The 25,476-nt window shown below is 42.3% G+C and carries 19 protein-coding genes; all 19 read left to right on the forward strand.

Annotated features, from left to right (window positions below; translation table 11 throughout):
• Positions 1-23: 23 nt before the first annotated feature.
• The 19 genes from dxr (at position 24) to pnp (ending at position 25,414) form a co-directional block, all read left to right on the forward strand.
• On the forward strand, positions 24-1,175 hold the full coding sequence (gene dxr, locus C6Y06_RS08890) for a 1-deoxy-D-xylulose-5-phosphate reductoisomerase (protein ID WP_060596277.1): 1,152 nt from the start codon (positions 24-26) through the stop codon (positions 1,173-1,175).
• A 6-nt stretch (positions 1,176-1,181) separates the two neighbouring features.
• Positions 1,182-2,447, forward strand: a complete 1,266-nt coding sequence (gene rseP / locus C6Y06_RS08895) for an RIP metalloprotease RseP (RefSeq protein ID WP_106036790.1) — start codon at positions 1,182-1,184, stop codon at positions 2,445-2,447.
• 80 nt (positions 2,448-2,527) lie between these two features.
• Positions 2,528-4,225, forward strand: coding sequence for a proline--tRNA ligase (locus tag C6Y06_RS08900; RefSeq protein ID WP_106036791.1), 1,698 nt, complete (start codon positions 2,528-2,530; stop codon positions 4,223-4,225).
• 134 nt (positions 4,226-4,359) lie between these two features.
• On the forward strand, positions 4,360-8,613 hold the full coding sequence (locus C6Y06_RS08905) for a PolC-type DNA polymerase III (protein WP_262982701.1): 4,254 nt from the start codon (positions 4,360-4,362) through the stop codon (positions 8,611-8,613).
• Positions 8,614-9,032: 419 nt separating this feature from the next.
• Positions 9,033-10,883: a glycoside hydrolase family 9 protein gene (locus C6Y06_RS08910; protein ID WP_066030899.1), complete on the forward strand. Its 1,851-nt coding sequence runs from the start codon at positions 9,033-9,035 to the stop codon at positions 10,881-10,883.
• A 30-nt stretch (positions 10,884-10,913) separates the two neighbouring features.
• The gene (locus tag C6Y06_RS08915; RefSeq protein ID WP_106036793.1) at positions 10,914-13,019 is read left to right on the forward strand and encodes a glycoside hydrolase family 48 protein; all 2,106 of its coding nucleotides are present in this window, start codon (positions 10,914-10,916) and stop codon (positions 13,017-13,019) included.
• Between the two features lie 84 nt (positions 13,020-13,103).
• Positions 13,104-14,333 (forward strand): endo-1,4-beta-xylanase, encoded by a 1,230-nt coding sequence (locus C6Y06_RS08920; RefSeq protein ID WP_106036794.1) that lies wholly within the window; start codon positions 13,104-13,106, stop codon positions 14,331-14,333.
• Positions 14,334-14,351: 18 nt separating this feature from the next.
• Entirely contained in the window at positions 14,352-15,482 is a 1,131-nt protein-coding gene (locus C6Y06_RS08925; protein ID WP_106036795.1) for a glycoside hydrolase 5 family protein, read from the forward strand.
• 241 nt (positions 15,483-15,723) lie between these two features.
• Entirely contained in the window at positions 15,724-16,197 is a 474-nt protein-coding gene (gene rimP / locus C6Y06_RS08930) for a ribosome maturation factor RimP (protein ID WP_003211398.1), read from the forward strand.
• 32 nt (positions 16,198-16,229) lie between these two features.
• Positions 16,230-17,345 (forward strand): transcription termination factor NusA, encoded by a 1,116-nt coding sequence (gene nusA / locus C6Y06_RS08935; RefSeq protein WP_007499530.1) that lies wholly within the window; start codon positions 16,230-16,232, stop codon positions 17,343-17,345.
• Between the two features lie 15 nt (positions 17,346-17,360).
• Positions 17,361-17,651 carry an RNase P modulator RnpM gene (rnpM, locus tag C6Y06_RS08940; RefSeq protein ID WP_058013969.1) on the forward strand — a complete coding sequence of 97 codons (291 nt, stop codon included), beginning with the start codon at positions 17,361-17,363 and terminating at the stop codon, positions 17,649-17,651.
• A complete protein-coding gene (locus tag C6Y06_RS08945) occupies positions 17,638-17,940 on the forward strand; it encodes a YlxQ family RNA-binding protein (protein ID WP_034662287.1) in 303 nt (100 codons plus the stop codon). Before rnpM ends, C6Y06_RS08945 begins: the two co-directional genes overlap by 14 nt.
• 19 nt (positions 17,941-17,959) lie before the next feature.
• Positions 17,960-20,080, forward strand: coding sequence for a translation initiation factor IF-2 (gene infB, locus C6Y06_RS08950; RefSeq protein WP_066030896.1), 2,121 nt, complete (start codon positions 17,960-17,962; stop codon positions 20,078-20,080).
• Positions 20,077-20,355, forward strand: coding sequence for a DUF503 domain-containing protein (locus C6Y06_RS08955; RefSeq protein WP_012009994.1), 279 nt, complete (start codon positions 20,077-20,079; stop codon positions 20,353-20,355). Before infB ends, C6Y06_RS08955 begins: the two co-directional genes overlap by 4 nt.
• A gap of 17 nt (positions 20,356-20,372) precedes the next feature.
• A complete protein-coding gene (gene rbfA, locus C6Y06_RS08960) occupies positions 20,373-20,723 on the forward strand; it encodes a 30S ribosome-binding factor RbfA (protein ID WP_007499525.1) in 351 nt (116 codons plus the stop codon).
• 68 nt (positions 20,724-20,791) lie between these two features.
• Positions 20,792-21,721, forward strand: coding sequence for a tRNA pseudouridine(55) synthase TruB (truB, locus tag C6Y06_RS08965; RefSeq protein WP_066030895.1), 930 nt, complete (start codon positions 20,792-20,794; stop codon positions 21,719-21,721).
• Between the two features lie 18 nt (positions 21,722-21,739).
• On the forward strand, positions 21,740-22,705 hold the full coding sequence (gene ribF / locus C6Y06_RS08970) for a bifunctional riboflavin kinase/FAD synthetase (protein ID WP_106036796.1): 966 nt from the start codon (positions 21,740-21,742) through the stop codon (positions 22,703-22,705).
• Between the two features lie 140 nt (positions 22,706-22,845).
• Positions 22,846-23,115 (forward strand): 30S ribosomal protein S15, encoded by a 270-nt coding sequence (gene rpsO / locus C6Y06_RS08975; protein WP_008354438.1) that lies wholly within the window; start codon positions 22,846-22,848, stop codon positions 23,113-23,115.
• 181 nt (positions 23,116-23,296) lie between these two features.
• Complete coding sequence (pnp, locus tag C6Y06_RS08980; protein WP_106036797.1) at positions 23,297-25,414, forward strand: polyribonucleotide nucleotidyltransferase; 2,118 nt, start codon at positions 23,297-23,299, stop codon at positions 25,412-25,414.
• The last annotated feature ends 62 nt before the right edge of the window (positions 25,415-25,476 follow it).

Raw genomic sequence — 25,476 nt, forward strand, 5'->3', positions numbered from 1 at the left:
TGAACGAGAGAAGGAGTGGCAATTTGAAATATATTTCGCTATTAGGCGCAACAGGATCAATTGGAGAACAAACATTAGATGTGATTAGGCAGCACCCAGACAAATTTAAGCTGAAAGCCATGACATTTGGCCGAAATGTAGATAAGGCCATTCCAATCATAGAACAGTTTCAGCCTGAATTTGTCGGATGTTTAAGTGAAGAGACTTATCAGACGCTAAAAGGTCATTCATTTGAATACGATGTCAAGATGGCTGCTGGTGATGAAGCCAACATCGAGGCAGCGACCTATGATGCAGTGGACGTTGTGGTCAATGCACTTGTAGGAAGTGTTGGGCTTGTTCCAACATTAAAGGCCATTGAACAAAAAAAGACGATTGCACTCGCAAATAAGGAAACACTTGTCACAGCTGGTCATATAGTAAAAGAGTACGCGAAAACATATGATGTACCTTTACTTCCTGTCGATAGTGAGCATTCCGCTATTTTTCAATGCCTGCAAGGTGAACAAGCTAAAAACATTGAACGCTTAATCGTGACAGCTTCAGGTGGTAGTTTCCGAGATAAAAAACGAACTGAACTTGAAGGTGTTACGGTTGAAGAAGCGCTGAACCACCCAAACTGGTCAATGGGAGCGAAAATTACCATTGATTCAGCGACGATGATGAATAAAGGGCTCGAGGTGATTGAGGCACATTGGTTGTTTGATATACCGTATGAACAAATTGATGTGCTGTTACATAAAGAGAGCATTATCCATTCGATGGTGGAATTTCACGATAAAAGCGTCATGGCTCAGTTAGGGACACCAGACATGAGAGTGCCCATTCAATATGCACTCACATACCCTGACAGGGCGCCATTACCAGAAGCGAAATCATTGAACCTTTGGGAGATTGGACAATTGAATTTCCAAAAAGCGGATTTTGACAGGTATCGCTGCTTACATTTTGCTTATGAATCAGGTAAAATAGGAGGGACAATGCCTGCTGTGCTCAATGCAGCAAATGAAATGGCAGTTGATGCATTTCTGAAAGGCAAAGTAACGTTCCTGCAAATTGAAGAATTGATTGAAAAGGCACTAAATAGACATCATGTGATTTCAACGCCTAGTTTGCAAGATATCCATGAAGTGGACAAAGATACACGAGACTTTGTTCAATCAATCCTCACATAAGGTGGTATGTTCGTGAATACAGTGATTGCGTTTATTATTATTTTTGGAACGCTCGTTTTTTTCCACGAGCTTGGCCATTTAATTATGGCGCAGCGAGCGGGGATTTTATGCCGCGAGTTCGCAATTGGTTTTGGGCCGAAGATTTTCTCCTTTAAACGAAAGGAAACCGTTTATACCATTAGACTTCTCCCTATTGGCGGATTTGTTAAAATGGCAGGAGAGGACCCTGAAGTCATTGAAATTAAACCAGGTCATACAGTGGGGCTCTTATTCAATGAGCAAAATGAAGTAGAAAAAATCATTTTAAATGACAAAGAAAAATATCCTGATGCACTTGTCATCGAAGTTGAGCAGATTGATTTAGATCATGCCATGAGAATCTCAGGATATGAAGCTGGAAATGAAGATATTTTAACTGGCTACAATGTCAGTCAAACAAGCTTTTATATTGCAGATGGTGAAGAAATTCAAATCGCACCATACAATCGTCAATTTGGATCAAAAACGGTATGGCAGCGTATTAAAGCGATCGCAGCTGGACCGATTATGAACTTTATCCTGGCGTATGTGATTTTGGTTGCTTTAGGCTTTATTCAAGGGGTAACCGTTGATGATCCTGTACTCGGCAAGCTGACGAAAGACGGCCGAGCGGCAGAAGCTGGACTCATGCAGGGAGACCACATCGTGTCCATTAACGGGGATAAAATGAATTCTTGGACAGACGTCGTTCAAACCGTTCAAAAGAACCCTGAGAAAAAAATGAATGTCGTCATTGACCGAGAAGGCAAAGAAAGCACTGTGCAGGTTGTTCCAGAAGCTGTGAGAGCAGACGGAAAAAGCATTGGCCGTTTCGGATCTTATCCGCCAACTGAAAATGGATTTCTGAAGGTTATTTCATCCTCAGGAACGACTGTGATTTCAACAGCAGGACTGATTTTAACGAACTTGCAAAAAATTGTCACAGGACAATTTTCACTAGATATGTTAGCAGGTCCTGTTGGGATCTATGACATGACAGGAGAAGTAGCCAAGCAAGGTGTGTTAACATTAATGCAGTTTGCGGCGTTCCTTAGTATCAACTTAGGCATCGTGAATTTATTACCGATTCCTGCACTAGACGGAGGACGTTTACTATTCTTGTTTGTTGAAGCCATTCGTGGTAAACCAATTAATCGTGAGAAAGAAGCACTTGTTGTCTTTATCGGTGTTGCATTCCTCATGCTGTTAATGCTAGTGGTTACGTGGAATGACATCCAGCGATTATTTTTATAAAAACCAATGTCTCTTGTTTCTCATTACGGGAAACAAGAGTTTTTGTGAGAAGTCCTATTTCATAAATGAGGTGTAACGACATGAGACAATCCCTGACTTTCATTCCAACTCTTCGAGAGGTGCCGGCAGATGCTGAGGCAAAAAGTCATCAGCTCTTAGTAAGAGCTGGGTTCATTAGGCAAAATACAAGCGGAATCTATCATTATCTGCCGCTTGCTCATAAAGTCATCCAGCATATTCAATCCATTGTTCGCAAGGAAATGGAAAAGGCAGGAGCAGCTGAGCTGTTAATGCCAGTGCTGCAGCAGGCAGAAATGTGGCAAGAGTCAGGAAGATGGTATACATACGGTCCAGAATTGATGCGTATGAAAGATCGTCATGGCCGCGAGTTCGCACTTGGCCCAACGCACGAAGAGGTGATCACATCACTCGTACGCAGCGAAGTAAAATCGTATAAGAAGCTTCCTTTAACTCTTTATCAAATTCAATCAAAATTCCGCGATGAACAGAGACCGCGTTTTGGGCTGCTGCGCGGACGTGAATTTATTATGAAGGATGCGTACTCATTCCATTCTTCACCAGAAAGCCTTGATGACACATACAACAAGATGTTTACAGCTTACTCCAATGTATTCTCAAAAGTAGGTCTTAATTTTAGACCAGTCATTGCAGATTCTGGTGCAATGGGAGGAAAAGATACACATGAGTTTATGGCACTGTCAGAAGTAGGAGAAGATACAATTGCATACTCTGACACATCTTCCTATGCTGCGAACATTGAAATGGCTGAAGCTGTTTATCACGGAGAAGAAGCAAATCCTGCGGACTTCAAAGAACTTGAAAAAGTCCACACACCGCAAGTAAAAACGATTCAAGACATCGCTGGATTTTTAGAAGTTGATCCTTCTCTTTGTATCAAGTCTGTTTTGTTTAAAGCAGATGATGCGTATGTTCTAATCCTGACTAGAGGCGACCATGAAGTAAATGATGTGAAAGTGAAAAACTTGGTAGGAGCACAGCTTGTAGAGCTTGCTACTCGCGAAGAAGTACTAGAAGTCATCGGAACAGAGCCTGGATTTGTTGGTCCTGTTAAGCTGGAAGCAGAAGTCGATATTTATGCAGACCTTGCGGTTAAAGGCATGACAAATGCTGTCGCAGGTGCAAGCGAAGCGGATTATCACTATGTCAATGTCAATCCTGCGCGTGATGTATCAGTGAAAGAATTCACAGATCTTCGTTTGATTCAAGAAGGAGATGTTTCTCCAGATGGAGAAGGCACAATCCAGTTTGCCAAAGGGATTGAAGTAGGACAAGTCTTTAAACTAGGCACTCGTTATTCTGAGTCAATGGATGCGACGTACCTCGATGAGAATGGACGAGCGCAGCCAATGATTATGGGATGCTATGGTATCGGTATCTCCAGAACTCTTTCAGCAATTGTTGAACAGCATCACGATGAGAAAGGAATCATTTGGCCCGAAACTGTTGCGCCATATGACCTTCATCTCCTTGCATTAAATATGAAAAACGATGCTCAAAAAGAGCTGGCTGAAACGTTATACGAGCGCTTAGAAGATGAGGGCTTTGACGTACTTTTCGATGACCGCCAAGAGCGTGCCGGAGTAAAATTTGCAGACAGTGATTTAATTGGGCTGCCAATTCGCATTAGCTGCGGAAAACGTTCAGAAGAAGGCATTGTTGAAGTGAAGTTTAGAAAATCAGGTGAATCACATGAAGTATCTGTTGATGAGCTGATTTCATTTATACGCCAAGCATAAAAACGAACAAAAAAATGAAGGTACCTCCTGTAGAAAAGAGGTACCTTTCTGATTGACAAAAGGAGGGTTCTGTCTTGGATGAACAATTACCGATCACACGGCGGCAATTTCATATATTACTCAATCAGATTCAAATGACAGATGATGACCTCAGTCGTTACTTTGAAGAAGGAGAAATCGTCAAATTGACGGTGCATAAGGCGACGAAAACGTGGCATTTCCTTTTTAAATTTAAGGCGCTTTTGCCTTACAAGGTATATGCGATGTTTCTCAGCAGGCTGACAAATGCATTTTCTCATATTGCACAAGTCACTTGTACGATTGAAGTCAATGATCCGAACGTCTCTGAAGAGCTCGTTCAATCGTATTGGTCACATTGTGTGGAAGAGCTTCAAGGAATTTCTCCTCCAATCATCAGCTTGCTTCAGCAGCAAAAACCATCGCTGTCTGGACATAAAATCATCATCAAAACGAAAAGCGAAACAGAGGCTTTGGCCATCAAGAAGAAGTACAGCCCAATGCTCCAGGCTGCTTTTAAACAAGTGGGCTTTCCAGAGCTGCAATTCGATACAGAAATTTTTGTATCAGATCAAGAGATTCAGAAGTTCAGAGAACAAAAGCTTGCTGAAGATCAAGAAAGAGCGATGCAAGCCCTCACTGAGATGGAGAAGAAGGAAAGTGAGGAGCAGGATGAAGCTCCGTCTGGTCCTCTCATGATTGGCTATCAAATTAAAGACAATGAAGAAATTCGTACGCTTGATAGTATTATGGATGAGGAACGAAGAATCACCGTTCAAGGCTACGTATTCGATGCAGAAACGCGTGAGCTGAAAAGCGGCAGAACGCTTTGTATCTTTAAGATTACAGATTATACAAACAGTATTTTAATCAAAATGTTTGCAAGAGAAAAAGAAGATGCCCAGCTGATGAAATCATTGAAAAAAGGCATGTGGGTCAAAGCAAGAGGAAGCATTCAAAACGATACGTTTGTCAGAGACCTTGTCATGATTGCCAATGACGTCAATGAAATGAAACCTCAGCTGAAAGAGGATACGGCACCTGAGGGTGAAAAACGTGTCGAGCTTCATTTGCATTCCCCAATGAGCCAAATGGATGCTGTCACTGGCATTGGCGGGCTGGTGGAACAAGCAAAAAAATGGGGACATGAAGCGATTGCCCTGACGGATCATGCGGTTGTACAATCCTTCCCAGATGCGTATGCAGCAAGTAAAAAGCATGACATCAAAATGATGTACGGTGTGGAAATCAACTTGGTGGACGACGGAGTACCCATTGCCTATAATCCGGAGCACCGTTTGTTAGATGACGCGACGTATGTCGTATTTGACGTAGAGACAACTGGACTTTCAGCCGTTTATGACACGATCATTGAGCTGGCAGCAGTGAAAATAAAAGGCGGGGAAATCATTGACCGCTTTGAGGCATTTGCAAATCCTCATCACCCATTATCAGCGACAACGATCGAATTAACGGGTATTACGGATGATATGGTCAGAGATGCTCCAGATGTCGTCGATGTCGTGCGCGATTTCAAAGAATGGATTGGACAAGATATCCTTGTTGCGCACAATGCAAGTTTTGATATGGGCTTTTTAAATGCAGCGTACAAACGCCTGTTAAAAACAGATAAAGCGTCAAACCCTGTGATTGATACACTTGAACTCGGCCGATTCCTTTACCCTGAATTTAAAAATCACCGGCTCAATACACTTTGTAAAAAGTTCGATATAGAACTGACGCAGCATCACCGGGCCATTTACGATGCAGAGGCGACAGGCTACCTCATGCTGAAGATGCTAAAAGATGCGGCTGAAAAAGAAATTGCCTATCACGATCAATTGAATGAAAACATGGGTCAGTCTAATGCCTACCAGCGCTCACGTCCTTACCATGCCATTCTGATCGCACAAAATGAGACCGGTCTGAAAAATTTATTCAAACTTGTTTCTCTTTCTCATATTCATTATTTCTACCGGGTGCCGCGCATTCCGCGCTCACAGCTTGAGAAATATCGAGAAGGTTTAATTATCGGGTCTGCCTGTGATAAGGGTGAGGTCTTTGAAGGGATGATGCAAAAATCACCTGATGAGGTGGAAGACATTGCAGCATTTTACGACTATTTAGAAGTTCATCCGCCAGAAGTGTATCAGCATCTGCTGCAGCTGGAGCTTGTTCGAGATGAACGTGCGTTAAAAGAAATCATCACAAACATTGTGAAGCTTGGCGAAAAGCTCAATAAACCAGTCGTGGCAACTGGAAATGTGCATTATCTGCATCCAGAAGACAAAATTTATCGTAAAATCTTAATTTCATCACAGGGTGGAGCAAATCCGCTTAACCGTCACGAACTGCCAAAAGTTCATTTTAGAACGACAGATGAAATGCTTGAAGCATTCTCCTTCCTAGGAGACGAAAAAGCGAAAGAGATCGTCGTGGCGAATACGAAAAAAGTATCTGAGATGGTCGAAAGCATTAAACCAATCAAAGATGACCTATACACACCAAAAATTGAAGGTGCAGATGAAGAAATACGGGAAATGAGCTATCAAATGGCGCGCAGCATCTACGGAGATGATTTGCCGAAAATTGTAGAAGACCGTATTGAGAAAGAATTAAAAAGTATTATCGGCCATGGATTCGCCGTTATTTACTTAATCTCTCATAAGCTTGTAAAGAAATCACTTGATGATGGATATCTTGTTGGTTCAAGGGGATCTGTCGGCTCATCTCTTGTTGCAACATTAACAGAGATTACCGAAGTGAACCCACTTGCTCCGCATTATGTATGTCCAAGCTGTAAGCATTCGGAGTTCTTTAATGACGGATCTGTTGGTTCAGGCTTTGACCTTCCTGACAAAGACTGTCCAGAATGTGGTACGCCGTACAAAAAAGATGGACATGATATTCCGTTTGAAACGTTCTTAGGTTTTAAAGGAGACAAAGTCCCTGATATCGACTTGAACTTCTCAGGTGAATATCAGCCGATTGCACATAACTATACGAAAGAGCTGTTCGGTGAAGAGTATGTATACCGAGCAGGTACGATTGGTACTGTTGCAGAAAAAACAGCATATGGTTACGTGAAAGGCTACGCTGGAGATCATAATCTTCATATGAGGGGCGCAGAAATCGACCGGCTTGTCCAAGGCTGTACAGGGGTCAAACGGACAACGGGCCAGCATCCAGGCGGTATTATCGTAGTGCCGGATTATATGGACATTTATGATTTCTCACCAATTCAATATCCAGCAGATGCGACAGGTTCTGATTGGAAAACGACGCATTTTGATTTCCATTCAATCCATGACAACTTGCTCAAGCTGGATATACTAGGGCACGATGATCCAACGGTTATTCGTATGCTACAGGATTTAAGCGGAATCGATCCAAAAACGATTCCAACAGACGATCCAGAAGTGATGAAAATTTTCCAAGGAACAGAGCCTCTAGGTGTAACAGAAGAGCAAATTGGCTGTAAAACAGGTACACTCGGTATTCCGGAGTTTGGGACAAGGTTTGTTCGGCAAATGCTTGAGGATACAAAACCAACGACCTTCTCAGAGCTTGTTCAGATCTCTGGACTATCACACGGGACGGATGTATGGCTCGGAAACGCGCAAGAACTCATTCACAATAAAACGTGTGAACTAAGTGAAGTGATTGGGTGTCGTGACGATATTATGGTCTATCTCATCTATCAGGGCTTAGAGCCGTCACTCGCATTTAAAATCATGGAGTCTGTTCGTAAAGGAAAGGGACTTCCCCCTGAATGGGAAGAAGAAATGAAGAATAATAATGTACCGAACTGGTATATTGATTCTTGTAAAAAGATCAAATACATGTTCCCTAAGGCCCACGCAGCTGCTTACGTATTAATGGCTGTACGGATAGCCTACTTCAAGGTGCATCATGCACTTTTATACTATGCGGCTTACTTTACCGTTCGTGCAGATGACTTTGATATCGAAACGATGACAAAAGGATCGAATGCGATTCGAGCAGTCATGGACGATATTAACTCAAAAGGTCTAGATGCATCACCGAAAGAAAAGAACCTATTAACTGTACTAGAGCTTGCACTTGAAATGTGTGAAAGAGGCTACCATTTCAAAAAAGTGGACCTCTATCGATCAAGTGCAACAGAGTTTATCATTGATGGAGATGGATTAATTCCGCCATTCAACTCGATCCCTGGACTCGGAACAAACGTTGCGTTAAATATTGTTCGCGCACGACAAGACGGGGAATTCCTTTCAAAAGAAGATTTACAAAAACGCGGAAAAGTGTCGAAAACGATTCTAGAATATTTAGATCGTCAAGGCTGCTTAGAAGCACTTCCCGATCAAAACCAGCTTTCTTTGTTTTAATGCGATTCATGAAGAGCGTCCTTAAAGGGGCGTTCTTTTTTCATATACAATAATTTTATTATGTTAACTAATAAAGATTTTCCACCAAATGGAATCATTTTCTTATTCATTCATATACCTTGATTTAACGTGATGTTTTAAGAGAAGAGATTGTATGTCATTCTTTCTACCCAAATAGAGCAAAAAAGAGAATTTCGCCGTCTGAAATGTTCTCATGCGACATATGATCATTCTGGGTACAGTCACAAAAAGAATCAAGAGAAAAAACCTTCGATGAGCGTAAAGCTGATTGCTGTTTACTATGCTTATTTTTGAAACGTATTTGATTCTTTTCAAAACTGTTCAAATCACGTACTGAATAAAAGGAGGTGGCTTGTCTATTCATGTTTGACTAAAAAGAAGGAGTGAGTCATACGGAAATGGCATCTTATAACTATGTAGAGGTTCTTCAAAAATCCTTGTTGTTTTATGAAGCGCAGCGGTCTGGAAAGCTTCCCGAAAGCAGCCGTCTCAACTGGCGGGGAGATTCTGGACTAGAGGACGGGAAGGATGTAGGGCATGATTTAACTGGCGGCTGGTATGACGCAGGTGATCATGTGAAATTTGGGCTTCCGATGGCCTACTCAGCAGCTGTGCTTGCATGGACAGTATATGAATACCGAGAAGCCTATGAAGAGGCAGAACTGCTTGATGACATCCTCGATCAAATCAGGTGGGCAACGGATTATTTTTTGAAAGCACATACAGGTCCGAACGAGTTTTGGGCGCAGGTAGGTGATGGGAACGCTGATCATGCTTGGTGGGGACCGGCAGAAGTGATGCCGATGAGCCGGCCAGCTTTTAAAATTGATGAAAATTGTCCAGGAACAGAAGTAGCCGCACAAACTGCTGCAGCTTTAGCAGCGAGTTCTATCATTTTTAAAGAGACAGATGCCCCTTATGCAGCAAAGCTTCTGACCCACGCGAAACAGCTTTATGCATTTGCTGACAGGTATCGCGGCGAGTATACAGATTGTGTCACAAACGCTCAGCCGTTTTACAACTCCTGGAGCGGCTATATTGACGAACTCATTTGGGGCGGAATCTGGCTGTACTTGGCAACAAATGAAGAGACCTATTTAAATCAAGCACTAAAAGCAGTAGAAGAATGGCAAAAGGATTGGGATTATACGTTTACCATGTCATGGGACAATACTTTCTTCGCTTCACAAATCTTACTCGCAAGAATCACGAAGGAGAATAGATTTATAGAATCGACAGAGCGTAACCTCGATTACTGGACCACAGGTCTTGTTCAAAATGGAAAAGTCGAAAGAATCACTTATACGCCTGGCGGTTTGGCATGGCTAGATCAATGGGGATCGCTTCGTTATACAGCAAATGCAGCATTTTTAGCCTTTGTCTATGCTGATTGGGTTTCAGATGAAGAAAAAAAGAATCGATATCAAACGTTTGCGGTCAATCAAACTCACTATATGCTTGGTGATAATCCGCTCAATAGAAGCTATGTCGTTGGGTTTGGCCAGAACCCGCCGAAGCATCCACACCATCGAACTGCACATGGCTCATGGTCTAACCAGCTGACAAATCCTCCGTATCATCGGCACACTCTTTATGGAGCGCTTGTTGGCGGGCCTAATGCACAGGATCAATATGACGATGACATCTCCGATTATGTATCAAACGAGGTGGCGACGGACTATAATGCCGCCTTTACTGGAAATATAGCCAAAATGGTGCAGCTGTTTGGAAAGGGGCAATCTAAGCTGCCAAATTTCCCGCCTAAAGAACAGGCTCAGGATGAGTTTTTTGTAGAGGCAGCTCTGATGAATAACGATACAACATCAACTCAGGTGAAGGCGGTTCTATACAATCGGTCCGGCTGGCCGGCAAGAAGCAGTCAAACGCTGTCCTTTAGATATTATGTCAATCTGAGTGAGGTCTTTGCAAAGGGATTCACTGAAAAAGATATTCAAGTGACAGCAGCCTACAATGAAGGCGCTTCCTTATCTCCGCTGAAGGTATATGACGCATCAGCCCACGTATATTATGCAGAAATTGATTTTACGGGCGTAGCGATTTTTCCTGGAGGAGAATCAGAGCATAAGAAGGAAATACAATTTCGATTATCTGCACCAAATGGGGCGAATATATGGGATGCCTCAAATGATTATTCCTTTCAAGGCTTAACTTCCAATATGCAAAAAACAGCGAGGATTCCTGTTTTTGATGATGGTGCTTTGGTATTTGGTGCACTTCCAGACAAATAAAAATCAAGATGTATTGAAAGGGTGAAGAACTTGTCAAACAAAGAACGGTTTTTAACGCTTTATCATCAAATTAAAAGTGATGCGAATGGATATTTTTCACCGGAAGGAATTCCGTATCATTCAATCGAGACGCTCATTTGCGAAGCGCCTGATTATGGGCATATGACGACTTCAGAAGCGTATAGCTATTGGCTGTGGCTTGAGGTGTTGTACGGACATTACACAGGGGATTGGAGCAAATTAGAGGCAGCCTGGGACAATATGGAGAAGTACATCATCCCAGTAAATGAAGATGGAAATGATGAGCAGCCGCATATGAGCGCCTACAATCCTTCTAGCCCAGCCACATACGCAGCAGAAAAACCATACCCGGATCAATACCCTAGCCAGTTAAGCGGTGCTCGTCCTGCGGGTCAAGATCCGATTGATGGTGAATTGAAATCAACCTATGGAACGAATGAAACGTATTTAATGCACTGGCTGCTTGATGTCGATAACTGGTATAAATATGGAAACTTGCTCAACCCATCACATAAAGCTGCATATGTGAACACATTCCAGCGCGGGCCGCAGGAATCCGTATGGGAGGCCATCCCTCATCCTTCACAAGATGATAAATCTTTTGGAAAGCCGAATGAAGGCTTTATGAGCTTGTTCACAAAAGAAAATCAAGCACCAGCTGCTCAGTGGCGCTATACCAATGCGACGGATGCTGATGCGCGTGCAATACAAGTGATGTATTGGGCGAAGGAACTCGGCTATAATGAGTCAGCCTATCTTGATAAAGCGAAAAAAATGGGGGATTTTCTTCGTTACGGTATGTACGATAAATATTTTCAAACGATTGGAAGCGGCAAACAGGGGAATCCGTACCCTGGAAACGGAAAGGGTGCCTGTCATTACTTAATGGCGTGGTATACCTCTTGGGGCGGAGGCCTTGGCGACCATGCCAACTGGTCATGGCGTATTGGAGCTAGCCATTGTCACCAAGGGTATCAAAACCCTGTCGCCGCTTATGCTTTATCCTCAGACAAAGGAGGCTTAAAGCCATCTTCCGCTACTGGTGCAAGCGATTGGGAAAAAACATTAAAAAGGCAGCTTGAATTTTATGTATGGCTTCAATCTAAAGAGGGGGCGATTGCAGGAGGTGCAACCAATAGCTGGAATGGAGACTATAGTGCTTATCCGGCGGGAAGAAGTACTTTTTACGATATGGCATATGAGGATGCACCTGTTTATCTTGACCCGCCTTCTAATAACTGGTTTGGGATGCAGGCATGGCCGATGGAGCGCGTAGCAGAGCTTTATTACATTTTTGTGAAAGATGGAGACAAAACATCTGAAAATGTCCAAATGGCCAAATCTTGCATCACAAAATGGGTCGACTATGCATTAGATTACATTTTTATCGGCAGCCGTCCTGTGTCGGATGAAGAGGGTTATTTCTTAGATGACCAAGGACAAAGAATTCTAGGAGGAACAAATGCTGCTGTTGCTACAACGAGTGCACCTGGCGAGTTTTGGCTTCCTGGAAATATTGCTTGGAGCGGACAGCCTGACACTTGGAATGGGTTCCAGTCTGCAACAGGAAATCCAAACTTAACAGCTGTAACAAAAGATCCAACTCAGGATACGGGCGTACTAGGGAGTCTAGTCAAGGCTTTAACTTTCTTTGCTGCTGCCACTAAGCTAGAAACAGGGGATTATACAGCGCTTGGTGTCAGAGCGAAAGATGCTGCCGCACAGCTCCTTGAGGTTGCGTGGAATTACAATGATGGCGTGGGCATTGTAACAGAAGAAGAAAGAGAGGACTATGACCGCTTCTTTAAAAAAGAAGTGTATTTCCCAAATGGTTGGAACGGGACATTTGGTCAAGGGAATCAGATTCCTGGAGCCAGCACTATTCCTTCTGATCCGCAGCGAGGAGGTAATGGGGTCTATACGAGTTTTGCTGATCTTCGTCCGAACATTAAACAAGATCCAGCATGGTCTTCACTCGAGAGTAAATATCAGTCTTCATTTAATGAAGCAACAGGCAAATGGGAGAATGGGGCACCGGTTTTCACCTATCACCGTTTCTGGTCTCAAGTGGATATGGCCACTGCCTACGCTGAATATCATCGTCTCATCAACTAGCAAGTCAAATTTAAGCTGCCGGTTTCTTTGAGCCGGCAGTTTGATTAGGAAATATAAATCCAGTGAAGATAAGGGTGTTTTTACATGGTCAAAGAAAGAAGTTTTCTTCATCAATCATTAAACAAGGGCGAAAATGGGCAGATAAATCTGAAGTGGAAAAAAGAGGCGAATGATCGAATTTCAGAGCATAGACAAAGAGATCTTGAAATAAATGTCACAAATCACGAAAAAAAGCCAATAGCAGGTATAGAGGTTGAGATTAAGCAAAATAGGCATGAATTCGCATTTGGTTCAGCGATGAATGACCAAGTGTTGTTTAATCAACAATATGCCGATTTTTTTGTGAAGTATTTTAATTGGGCTGTTTTTGAAAATGAGGCAAAATGGTATGCGAATGAACCTGAAAGAGGGAAAATCACTTACGAAAAAGCAGATTCGATGCTGAATTTTGCAGATAAACATCAACTTCCAGTGAGAGGGCACGCTTTATTTTGGGAGGTAGAGGATGCGAATCCAAGCTGGCTGAGGTCACTACCGAATCACGAAGTGTATGAATCGATGAAAAACCGGCTTGAGCATGCGGGTAATCATTTTAAAGGGAGATTCCGTCATTGGGATGTAAACAATGAAATGATGCATGGTTCATTTTTTAAAGATCGCTTCGGGAAAAATATTTGGAAGTGGATGTATGAAGAAACGAAAAAAATTGACCCTCAAGCACTATTGTTTGTGAATGATTATAATGTGATCTCATATGGTGAGCACCACGCTTATAAAGCGCATATCAATGAACTGCGTCAGTTAGGCGCACCTATTGAGGCGATTGGTGTTCAAGGACATTTTGAAGAACGGGTCGATCCAGTCGTTGTAAAAGAGAGGCTCGATGTGCTTGCTGAGCTTGGTCTTCCTATATGGGTTACAGAGTACGATTCTGTTCACCCTGACGCTAATAGAAGAGCGGATAACCTAGAGGCTTTATATCGCGTCGCATTTAGTCATCCAGCCGTAAAAGGAGTGCTAATGTGGGGATTTTGGGCAGGTGCCCATTGGAGAGGTGAGCATGCGGCCATCGTGAATTATGATTGGTCTTTAAATGAAGCAGGCCGACGTTACGAAAAGCTTCTAAATGAGTGGACGACACAAAGAGTTGAAAAAACAGATGCGAATGGCAATGTGACATGTCGAGCATTTCACGGGACATATGAGATTCGAATCGGTAAAGAAAGTAAACTGTTAAAACAACAGACAATTGAACTTGATTCAAATGAACAAACACCGCTTCGGCTAGATGTGATCGTACCTGAAGAAGGCTAGATTGTGAGGGGAATTTAAATGAAGAAATGGACTCAAAGAGTGTTTTGCTTCATACTTGTGGCCGCTATATGGGCCGGCTGGTTTTCACTTACGATTAAGGCCGCCTCTTATGTACAGACGTCTGGTACACAATTTACGCTGAACAATCAACCATTTTACTTCGCTGGCACAAATAATTACTATTTCCATTACAAATCTAAAAAGATGGTAGATGCTGTGTTCGATGATATGAAAGCAATGAATTTAAAGGTCATACGTATTTGGGGATTTCACGATGGGGCCCCTCAAGAAAACTCAGTCTTACAATCTAGTCCAGGGGTCTATGAAGAATCGGGTTTTCAAAAACTAGATTATGCGATTTATAAAGCGGGACAGGAAGGAATAAAACTTGTCATCCCACTAGTGAACAATTGGGATGATTTTGGCGGGATGAATCAATACGTAAAGTGGTTCGAGGCAGGAACGCATGATGCCTTTTATACAGATCCTCGTATACAAAAAGCTTACAAAAATTATGTGCGCTATGTATTAGAAAGAACCAATACGTACACAGGTGTTCAATATAAGGACGATCCAGCTATTATGACTTGGGAATTAGCTAATGAGCCGCGTGTGCAGTCAGATCCAACGGGAAATATACTAGTCAAATGGGCAGATGAAATGAGTACGTGGATCAAATCGCTGGATCGTCACCATCTTGTTGCAGTAGGAGATGAAGGGTTCTTTCGCATACCAGGACATGAAGACTGGTTTTATGGAGGCGGAGAAGGCGTCGATTGGGACCGTTTGACGGCTCTCTCTAATATCGATTATGGAACCTATCATCTGTACCCAGATCACTGGAACAAGTCAGCTGCTTGGGGAGTGAAATGGATCGAAGACCATATCACCCGCGGGAAGTCAATCGGAAAACCAGTTGTGTTAGAAGAGTTTGGCGTTCAAAATCAATCAGCGCGTCCTGACGTATATCAAAGCTGGCTGTCAGCGGTTGAGCGGCTCGGAGGAGCTGGCAGTCAATTTTGGATTTTAACAAGTATTCAGGACGATGATTCGCTCTATCCGGATTATGACGGTTTCCGCATCATAAAGGGGAGCAGGGAGTCAGCACTTATCAGTGAACATGCGAAAAGAATGAACGAAAAGAACTGATGGCGAATGCCTGCTGAATAAGGAACTTCATTTGCATAAAAAAATTGGATATGGTATAGTTTTTATGGAAATGCTAACGATTACCGAGACAAGAGTGGGGAAACCCGCTCTTTTGTATTGAACAGGCAATTTTTGTCTCGACATTATTCATCCGTTTTCTGCTCCCCCTGCTCACATAAAGCAGGGTTTTTATGCAGAATGATTGATAAGAGCGTTTATCGAAAGCACAAGGAGGAAGAGAATGAGCAAAAAAGTAGTGGATGTCGTAAGCGAAATGGTGCAGCCAATTTTAGATGGCTTACAGCTTGAACTCGTTGATGTTGAATTTGTCAAAGAGGGTCAAAACTGGTTCCTTCGCGTGTTTATTGACTCTGATAAAGGTGTCGATATCGAAGAATGTGCCAAAGTGAGCGAAGCCTTGAGCGAAAAGCTTGATGAGGCAGATCCGATTAGCCAAAACTACTTTCTTGAAGTGTCCTCTCCTGGAGCGGAGCGCCCATTAAAGAAAAAAGCTGATTTTGAAAAAGCACTTGGAAAAAATGTTTTCATGAAAACATATGAACCAATTGATGGTGAAAAAGCATTTGAAGGTGAGCTTACAAGCTTTGATGGTGAGATTGCAACAGTGACAGTGAAGATCAAGACAAGAAAGAAAGAGATCAATATTCCATACGAAAAAATAGCTAACGCAAGATTAGCAGTTTCGTTCAATTAACCTTTTCATTGATATAAGGGGGAACCATAAAAATGAGTAGTGAGTTGTTAGATGCCCTGACTGTTCTTGAGAAAGAGAAGGGTATTAGTAAAGAAATTATTATTGAAGCGATAGAAGCTGCACTCATTTCTGCATATAAGCGTAACTTTAATCAAGCACAAAATGTTCGTGTTGATTTAAACCGCGAAACGGGAACGATTCGCGTATTTGCAAGAAAAGATGTTGTAGATGAAGTGTATGATTCTCGCCTTGAAATCTCTGTAGATGATGCAGCCAATATCAACCCGAATTACATGGTAGGTGACGTCGTTGAAATTGAAGTCACGCCAAAAGACTTCGGACGCATTGCAGCTCAGACTGCGAAACAAGTGGTGACGCAGCGAGTGAGAGAAGCAGAGCGAGGTGTGATCTACACTGAGTTTATCGATCGCGAGGAAGACATTATGACGGGAATCGTTCAGCGAATTGACAGTAAATTCATTTACGTGTCACTTGGCAAAATCGAAGCCCTTCTTCCGGTCAACGAACAAATGCCAAATGAGGACTACAAACCACATGACCGCATTAAGGTGTTTATTACAAAAGTCGAAAAAACAACAAAAGGACCACAAATTTATGTGTCTAGAACACATCCAGGTCTTTTAAAGCGTTTATTTGAAATTGAAGTGCCAGAAATTTATGATGGTACTGTAGAGCTTAAATCGGTTGCTAGAGAAGCTGGGGACCGTTCTAAAATATCTGTTCGTACAGATGATCCTGATGTTGACCCAGTTGGTTCTTGTGTTGGACCAAAAGGTCAGCGTGTACAAGCAATTGTCAACGAGCTAAAAGGCGAAAAAATTGACATTGTCCATTGGTCTAATGACCCGGTTGAATTTGTTGCCAACGCATTAAGTCCATCAAAAGTACTTGATGTCATTGTAAATGAAGAAGATAAGGCGACAACAGTGATTGTACCTGATTATCAGCTGTCGTTAGCCATTGGTAAAAGAGGTCAAAATGCTCGTCTTGCAGCAAAGCTGACTAGCTGGAAAATTGACATTAAAAGCGAAACAGATGCAAGGGAACTCGGTATTTTCCCAAGAACTGAAGACTCTGAATCTCTTTTCTTAGAGGCTGAACCAGTAGCTGAGGAATCTGACGAATAAGAGGTGATGTAAAAGGTGAATAGCCGAAAAAAAATCCCGCTTAGAAAATGTGTCGTGACGGGAGAAATGAAACCAAAGAAAGAACTGATCCGTGTTGTTCGATCTAAAGAAGGTGAAGTGTCTGTTGACGCAACCGGAAAAAAGAACGGACGCGGAGCTTACCTTTCTCTCGATAAAGAAACCATTCTTGCGGCAAAGAACAAACGCAGTTTACAGCAGCAATTTCAGACACAGATTGACGAACACATATTTGAAGAATTACTAGAACTAGCTGAAAAGGTGAAAAAACCAAATGACTCAATCTGAATGGTATCCTTTGCTTGGTCTAGCAAATCGAGCTCGTAAAGTCGTGTCAGGAGAAGATCTTGTGATCAAAGAAATTAGACATGCGCGTGCTAAGCTGGTTCTTCTTGCAGCAGATGCCTCATCGAACACAGAGAAAAAGGTATCTGACAAATGCAAATTTTATAATGTTCCGGTTAGAAAAGTTGAAGACCGTTCCGTTCTCGGACGTTCTATTGGGAAAGAAGCTCGCGTAGTTGTCGCTGTCACTGACCAAGGCTTCGCTAAGAAGCTGATAAGCTTGCTCGATTAATTTATTTGGGGGTGAACGAATGGCTAAAGTGAGAGTATATGAATACGCAAAAGCCATAGATGTTTCAAGTAAAGATATTATAGCAGCGCTTAAGGATATGAACGTGGAAGTGAACAACCACATGGCGACGCTTGAAGACGACACTGTGAAAAAGCTAGACGCTATCTATAAAAAAGCCAAAGCAAAAGAGACAGCTAACGAGAAACCCGCAGAACAAAAAAAACAATCATCTAACAAAAACAATGATAGAAAGAAGAATGACGTGCAGAATAATCAATTTAATAAAAACAAAAAAAACAACAACCAAAACAAAAACAAAAATAAACGCGGTGGGAATAACAAACCGCAGCATCAGCAAGCTAGACCTGTGAAGCCTAAGAAAGAGCTTCCTGAAAAAATTGAATTTACAAATTCAATGACAGTCGGCCAGTTGGCTGAAGAGCTTGGAAAAGAAACAGCTGAAATTATCAAAAAGCTGATGATGCTTGGTGTTATGGCAACCATTAACCAAGAGCTGGATAAAGATACAGTTGAATTAATCGCTTCTGAATATGGCGTTCCAGTAGAGGAAGTCATTATTTTAGAAGAAACTGAACTTGAAAAGTATGAAGTTGAAGATAAAGAAGAAGATATGCAAGTACGCCCTCCAGTTGTGACGATCATGGGACACGTTGACCACGGGAAAACAACGCTTCTTGACAGCATTCGTAAGACGAAAGTCGTCGAAGGCGAAGCTGGTGGAATCACGCAGCATATCGGTGCTTACCAAATAGAAGAAAACGGCAAGAAAATCACGTTCCTTGATACACCTGGACACGCAGCATTTACAACGATGCGTGCACGTGGTGCTGAGGTAACAGATACGACAATTCTGGTCGTTGCAGCAGATGATGGCGTGATGCCGCAAACAATTGAAGCCATTAACCATGCGAAAGCGGCAGAAGTGCCAATCATTGTCGCTGTCAACAAAATTGACAAACCAACAGCGAACCCTGACCGTGTGATGCAGGAATTAACGGAGCATGGTTTAGTACCAGAAGCTTGGGGCGGCGAAACGATCTTCGTTCCTCTATCTGCAAAAACAGGTGAAGGCATTGACGAATTGATCGAAATGATCCTTCTTGTCAGCGAAGTTGGAGAACTGAAAGCTAACCCAAATCGTGCGGCAAAAGGGACTGTCATCGAGGCTGAGCTTGATAAAGGAAGAGGATCTGTTGCAACCCTTCTTGTTCAAACTGGTACACTTCATGTAGGTGACCCAATCGTTGTCGGAAATACATTTGGCCGCGTTCGTGCAATGGTTAATGACATCGGACGCCGCGTGAAAACAGCAGGACCATCTACACCTGTTGAAATCACTGGTTTAAACGATGTACCGAATGCAGGGGATCAGTTCCTCGTATTCAAGGATGAAAAAACAGCTCGTCAAGTAGGTGAGGCGCGTGCTTCGAAACAGCTTGATGAACAGCGTTCAGACAAAGCGAAATTATCTCTAGATGACCTATTTGAGCAAATCAAACAAGGTGAAGTGAAAGATATCAACTTGATCGTGAAAGCAGACGTACAAGGTTCTGCTGAAGCACTGACGGCCGCTCTTCAAAAAATTGAAGTAGAAGGCGTAAAAGTGAAAATCATCCATACGGGTGTTGGAGCGATTACAGAATCTGATATTATATTAGCAAGTGCTTCTAATGCGATCGTGATCGGATTTAACGTACGTCCTGATGGAAATGCGAAGAGCACAGCTGAAACAGAAAACGTAGATATCCGCTTACACCGCATTATTTATAAAGTTATCGATGAAATTGAAGCTGCGATGAAAGGAATGCTTGACCCTGAATATGAAGAAAAAGTCATCGGTCAAGTTGAAGTTCGTCAAACGTTCAAAGTATCTAAAATCGGTACAATTGCTGGTGGTTATGTCACTGAAGGAACCATCACAAGAGATAGTGGTATCCGCTTAATCCGTGACGGCGTCGTTATATTTGAAGGCGAAGTCGACGTATTAAAACGATTCAAAGATGACGTGAAAGAAGTTTCACAAGGCTATGAATGTGGTATTACCATTAAGAAGTACAATGATATCCGTGAAGGTGATGTCATGGAATCATTCGTTATGCAAGAAATCGAAAGAAAATGATCGGTTATACCGAATGTGAGTGCATCATCTATGATGCCTCCTCACTGAAGGAAAAACGTGCGGTTCTTCAGCGTATATTGACAAGAACGCGCCATAAATTCAATGTAACCATGGCTGAAATGGATTACCAGGACACATGGCAGCGTACATCAATTGGAATCGCCGTGATTTCCTCCTCTCGGGTTCAAGTGGAAAAGGAATTGCAGCGTGTTTTAAGCTTTATTGATTCTTTTCCTGAAATTGAACGAACGATCACGAAAACTGAGTGGTTTTAATTAGAGGTGATAAGATCATGAGTATGAGAGCAACCCGCGTGGGTGAGCAGATGAAAAAAGAATTAGGTGACATCCTAGGCAGAAAGCTAAAAGATCCAAGAATTGGCTTTTTGACTGTAACCGATGTTGAAGTATCCGGTGATTTGCAAATTGCGAAAGTTTACATTTCTGTTCTCGGTGACGAGAAAAAAAGAGAGGAAACCTTAAAAGGCCTTGCAAAGGCTAAAGGGTATATCCGCTCTGAAATCGGCAATCGAATTAGACTTCGCAAAACACCAGAACTGCACTTTGAATTCGATGAATCCGTAGATTATGGAAATCGAATTGAAAGCCTGATTGCTGAACTAAACACAAAAGATCATGAATAAGACGTTGAAATAAGGATAGGCGATGATCGTCTGTCCTTTTTCATCGTTTATGAAAGGAGAGAACGCAGATGATAAATGGTGTTCTTTTATTACATAAAGAAAGAGGAATGACCTCTCACGACTGTGTGTTCAAAGTGAGAAAGATCTTGCATACAAAAAAAGTCGGACATACAGGCACTCTCGACCCGGAGGTATCAGGTGTTCTGCCCATTTGTATCGGAAGAGCAACGAAGATTGTCGAATACTTAACAGATAAATCGAAAACGTATGATGCAGAAATCACGATTGGCTTTTCTACAACAACAGAAGACCAAACAGGTGAGATCGTAGAAGAAGAAAAGGTTCAAAAACCCATCTCAGAAGAAGAAATTGATGCTGTGCTGAAACAGTTTCAAGGAACCATTGAACAAATTCCTCCCATGTTTTCTGCTGTGAAAATTGGCGGAAAAAAACTCTATGAATATGCAAGAGAAGGCATTGAAATTGAGCGGCCGAGCCGTGAAATTACGATTCACCGTATCGAGCGGACAACACCTGCTTTATTTGAGAATGGAAAGGTATCATTTAGATTCACCGTTTTATGCTCAAAAGGAACGTATGTCAGAACCTTAGCGGTTGATATTGGAAAGAAACTAGGGTTTCCAGCCCATATGTCACATCTCATTCGCACAGGGTCAGGTGATTTTACACTAGATGAATGCATCACCCTTGATGAGCTCCGAAATATAAGCGAGGAAGGAGCAGTAGATGAGCACCTTGTCCCGATCGAGCGCGCGCTCAATCATTTGCCGAAATGGGAGATAAATGATACATTAGCAAGTAAAGTGGAAAACGGTGCAGTCCTGCCAATGCCTGATGAATTCGCTCATTTCGCAGAGGAAGATCGTGTCGCTGTCTTTGCTCCTTCAGGTCGCTGTATGGCGATATATATGAAGCACCCGACCAAACAGAATCTGATGAAGCCGGCGAAGATCTTATCTCAGGACAAGCAATCTTAAAGAAAAGGTGACCATCTCGTGAAGACTATACATATTTCACACCCACATACATTGAATCAAAAGGATCAAGACCCTTCTGTTATGGCTTTAGGGTATTTTGACGGTGTTCACCTCGGACATCAAAAAGTTATTGACGCAGCGAAAAGCATTGCGAGAAAAGAAGGATTGGCTTTAGCAGTCATGACCTTTCATCCGCATCCATCACATGTTTTGCAAAAAGCACGTGAACCAAAGGACTTAATTACACCGCTTGAGGATAAAATTGATTTCATCGAACAGCTGGGCGCTGACTATTTATACATTGTGCAATTCAGCGAAACCTTTGCAGCGCTGTCTCCTCAAGAGTTTGTGGATCAATATTTGGATGAGCTGAATGTGAAGCACGCAGTAGCCGGTTTTGATTTTACGTTTGGCCGTTTTGGTGCAGGCACAATGGAAACATTCGATGAGTACGGAAAAGGGCGTATTACGGCCACCATCGTTCCTAAGTTGTCCAATCAAGACCGTAAAGTCAGCTCTACACTCATACGTTCCGCATTGAAAAATGGGGATGTTGAATATGTGAGTGAGCTTTTAGGAAAACCTTATCAGCTGCGCGGTATTGTCATTCATGGAGATAAGCGAGGACGGACGATCGGCTTTCCGACTGCAAATGTCGGTTTATCTGCTGAATACATTATTCCGCCAACAGGGGTTTATGCAGTAAGAGCAGAAGTCAAAGGCAAAGTGTATGACGGTGTTTGTAACGTTGGCTATAAACCAACCTTTTATGAAAAGCGCCCTGATCAGCCTGCCATTGAAGTAAACCTCTTTGATTTTAACGAAGAAATATATGGTGAACCGATTAAATTACAGTGGTTCAAACGCATTCGCAGTGAACAAAAATTTAACGGAATCCAGGAGTTAACGGCTCAAATCAGTCAAGATAAAGAAGAAGCGATTCAGTTTTTTCAAGATCAGCTAAGGCAAACAAAAAATTCATAGAAAAACAGCTCTACCATTTGCAAATTCAGCATATTTTTAGTATGATTATTCCTGTAGCTTTAAAACCACTTACTTGGCAGGCCGACTTCACCGACGGTTGCGAGGTAGATGGGGCTAACATGATTTGGAGGTGAAACAGGATGGCTATTACTCAAGAGCGTAAAACTCAATTAATTAATGAGTTCAAAACACACGAATCTGATACTGGATCTCCAGAAGTTCAGATCGCTGTCCTAACAGAATCAATTAACAACTTGAACGAGCATTTACGTACTCATAAGAAAGATCACCACTCACGTCGCGGTCTTTTGAAAATGGTAGGTAGACGTCGTAATCTTCTTACGTATCTACGTAATAAAGACGTAACTCGTTACCGTGAGTTAATTAACAAACTAGGCTTACGTCGATAATCGTAAAAAGCGGGAGGATTCCCGCTTTTTTATCGTATAATCACTAATATTTTATGGTTAAAATGTTGAAAGAATGGCAAAAACCCTTCTACATACACCTTTCACATTGATATGTGAAAATCATTTTGTTCATAATAAGAATTAACTAAAATTTCAAGATAAGAGAGGAGTTTTTCTCAGAATGGGACAAGAGAAACATGTCTTCACCATAGACTGGGCTGGACGTCAACTGACAGTTGAAACTGGCCAGCTTGCAAAGCAAGCAAACGGAGCGGTCCTCGTACGCTACGGAGATACAGCTGTGCTTAGCTCAGCAACAGCTTCTAAAGAACCAAAACCACTTGATTTTTTCCCGCTCACTGTGAACTACGAAGAAAGATTATACGCAGTAGGTAAAATTCCTGGAGGCTTCATTAAAAGAGAAGGCCGTCCAAGTGAAAAAGCGATCCTTGCGAGCCGCTTAATTGACAGACCAATCCGTCCATTATTTGCAGATGGATTTAGAAACGAAGTACAAGTCATTAGTATCGTCATGAGTGTGGATCAAGATTGTTCATCTGAAATGGCTGCAATGTTTGGCTCATCTTTAGCATTATGTGTGTCTGACATTCCATTTGAGGGACCAATCGCCGGCGTTACAGTAGGACGAGTTGATGGAAAGCTGATCATCAATCCAAATGTAGAGCAGCTTGAACAAAGTGACATCAACCTTGTAGTCGCTGGAACAAAAGATGCGATCAACATGGTCGAAGCTGGTGCTGATGAAGTACCAGAAGAAACAATGCTTGAAGCCATCATGTATGGTCACCAAGAGATCAAACGCTTAATCGAATTCCAAGAGGAAATTGTCAAGGCAGTCGGTAAAGCAAAAATCGATATTCCTTTATATGAAGTAGATCAAACGTTAGCAGACGAAGTAAAAGCACTTGCTGAAACAGACCTGCTGAAAGCGATTCAAGTACATGAGAAGCATGCACGTGAGGATGCAATCAGTGCTGTGAAAAAAGCTGTGGTTGAGAAATTTGAAGAAGAAGATCGCGACGAAGCGACGATTAAACAAGCGAAGGATGTATTAAACAAGCTTGTCAAAAATGAAGTTCGCCGTCTGATCACTGAAGAGAAAGTACGTCCAGATGGACGCGGTGTAGATCAAATCCGTCCACTTTCTTCAGAAGTAGGACTTCTGCCAAGAACGCACGGTTCAGGTCTATTTACAAGAGGACAAACACAGGCGCTCAGTATTTGTACATTAGGTGCACTTGGCGATGTGCAAATTCTTGACGGTCTAGGCGTTGAAGAATCGAAACGCTTCATGCACCATTACAACTTCCCGCAATTCAGTGTTGGTGAGACAGGTCCAATGCGTGGCCCAGGCCGCCGTGAAATCGGACATGGAGCGCTAGGTGAACGTGCATTAGAACCAGTGATCCCATCTGAAAAAGATTTCCCTTATACGGTTCGCCTTGTGTCTGAGGTACTAGAATCAAATGGATCTACTTCACAAGCAAGTATTTGCGCAAGCACACTTGCGATGATGGATGCGGGTGTTCCAATTAAAGCACCAGTTGCAGGGATTGCAATGGGGCTTGTGAAATCTGGTGAATACTACACAGTGCTGACAGACATTCAAGGAATGGAAGATGCACTTGGCGATATGGACTTTAAAGTTGCCGGTACATCAAAAGGTGTAACAGCGCTTCAAATGGATATCAAAATCGATGGTCTATCAAAAGACATCTTGGAGGAAGCTCTCCAACAAGCGAAAAAAGGAAGAATGGAAATCTTAGAAAGCATGCTGTCAACGATTCCTGCTTCTAGAGGAGAATTGTCTCGTTATGCACCAAAAATCTTAACGATGAAGATCAATCCTGATAAAATTCGTGATGTCATTGGACCAAGCGGTAAACAAATCAATAAAATCATTGAAGATACCGGTGTGAAAATCGATATTGAACAAGATGGTACAATCTTTATCTCTTCTACAGAAGAAGACATGAACCAAAAAGCGAAGAAAATCATTGAAGATCTTGTGAGAGAAGTTGAAGTGGGGCAACTTTACTTAGGTAAAGTAAAACGCATTGAAAAATTCGGTGCTTTCCTTGAAATCTTCAGCGGCAAAGATGGACTTGTTCATATTTCTGAGCTTGCGCTTGACCGTGTAGGCAAAGTAGAAGATGTCGTGAAGATTGGCGATGAATTAATTGTCAAAGTCACTGAAATCGATAAACAAGGCCGTGTGAACCTTTCTCGCAAAGCTGTTTTACGTGAAGAAAAGGAAAAAGAAGAAAAACAGTCTTAATGAAATGTGTTAGAAGCCAGGTATCCGTACCAGGCTTCTTTCTTTTCTTGCGCTAACAATAG

The organism is Bacillus sp. MZGC1, assembly GCF_002998605.1.
Taxonomy (GTDB): Bacteria; Bacillota; Bacilli; order Bacillales; family Bacillaceae; genus Bacillus.